The sequence below is a fragment of the Dietzia sp. CW19 genome (assembly GCF_014145265.1).
Taxonomy (GTDB): domain Bacteria; phylum Actinomycetota; class Actinomycetes; order Mycobacteriales; family Mycobacteriaceae; genus Dietzia; species Dietzia natronolimnaea.
In genome coordinates this window covers 1-1,394 of sequence record NZ_JAALEE010000382.1, presented here as the reverse complement: position 1 = coordinate 1,394, position 1,394 = coordinate 1, and the positions used below count along the sequence as shown (strand labels likewise).

The following is a 1,394-nucleotide window of genomic DNA, read 5'->3' as shown; positions in this document are numbered from 1 at the left end:
GAGGTCGTCGCCGCCGAGCGCCGCGGGCAGGCCCAGCGAGAGCAGGCCCGATCCGGCGAACGCCGACCACAGTCGCTCGTCGTATCCGGCGTCGGCGACACCGCGACTGGGCAGGGCGGTGAGCAGCTCATCGGCCGGGGCGGCCGTGGTGAGCGCCCCGGCCACGGCCTCGGCGACGGCGACCTGGGTCTCGGTACGGGTGAAGTCCACGTCAGATCAGTCCTTAGTCGGGAGAGGGTCGGGCACGGGTTCGATCAGTCCCTGGGCAGGCCGAGGATGCGTTCCCCGACCACGTTGAGCAGCACCTGCTCCGTGCCGCCGGCGATGGACAGGCAGCGCACCATGAGGAACTTGCGCCCCTGCTCGGTGAACTCGACCCCGCCGGTGCCGGTGAGCTCGAGTCCGAACTCGGCGATGTCCTGACGATGGCGCACGCCCACGATCTTGCGGACGGACGACTCGGCGCCCGGGCCGGAGCCGGAGAGGGTCCGCAGGGCGGTGCGCAGGTCGAGCAGACTCCCCACCACACCGTCGGCCACGTGCTTGCCGAGCTCGTCCAGCACCAGGGCGTCGTCCTCCGCCCCCGCCGCGCGGATGAGGCCGACGATCTCCTCGGCGGCGTCGCCGAGCGAGGAACCGCCGCCCATGGCCACTCGCTCGTTGGCCAGGGTCGTGCGGGCGATCTTCCAGCCGTCGTTCACCTGGCCGACCTGGAACTCGTCGGGGACGAACAGGTCCTCGAGGTAGACCTCGTTGAACAGGGCCTCGCCGGTGATCTCGCGCAGCGGCCTGGTCCGGATGCCCTCGGACTTCATGTCCACGAGGAAGTAGGTGATGCCCTTGTGCTTGGGGGCGTCGGGATCGGTGCGGGCCAGGCACATGGCCCAGTCGGCCTCGCGCGCCAGGGACGTCCACACCTTCTGGCCGTTGATCCTCCACCCGCCGTCGACCTTCTCGGCGGTCGCGCGCAGCGCGGCGAGATCGGAGCCGGCGCCGGGCTCGGAGAACAGCTGACACCACTTGATCTCGCCGGCCATGGTGCCGCGGACCAGCCGGTCGGCGTGCTCGGGCGCGGCCTGCAGGATGGTCGGCACGGCCCACCCGCCGATGGTGATGTTGTGGCGGCTCACGCCCGCTGCCTCGAGCTCCTCGTCGATGAGGAGCTGCTCGGCGGGCGAGGCGCCCAGTCCCCACGGCTCGGGCAGGTGCGGCATGAACAGGCCCGTGTCGGCCAGGGCCCGCTTGCGCTCGTCACCGGACACCGCGGCGACCTTCGCCACGAGGGTCCTGATCTCCTCACGCCTGGCGTCGAGACCCTCGACCTCCGACAGGTCGATCTCGAGGTGTCGGCGCGTGCCGGCCAGGGTGAGCTCGGCCAGCGAGCGCCGCCAGCG

The 1,394-nt window shown here is 71.7% G+C and carries 1 protein-coding gene and 1 pseudogene; both read right to left on the bottom strand.

Annotated features, from left to right (window positions below; all coding sequences use genetic code 11):
* Positions 1–210, bottom strand: a pseudogene (locus G6021_RS11710) (acyl-CoA dehydrogenase); the annotation flags it as partial.
* A gap of 44 nt (positions 211–254) precedes the next feature.
* Positions 255–1,394, bottom strand: a 1,140-nt coding sequence (locus G6021_RS11705; RefSeq protein WP_182641347.1) for an acyl-CoA dehydrogenase family protein, incomplete at its 5' end; no start/stop codon positions are given.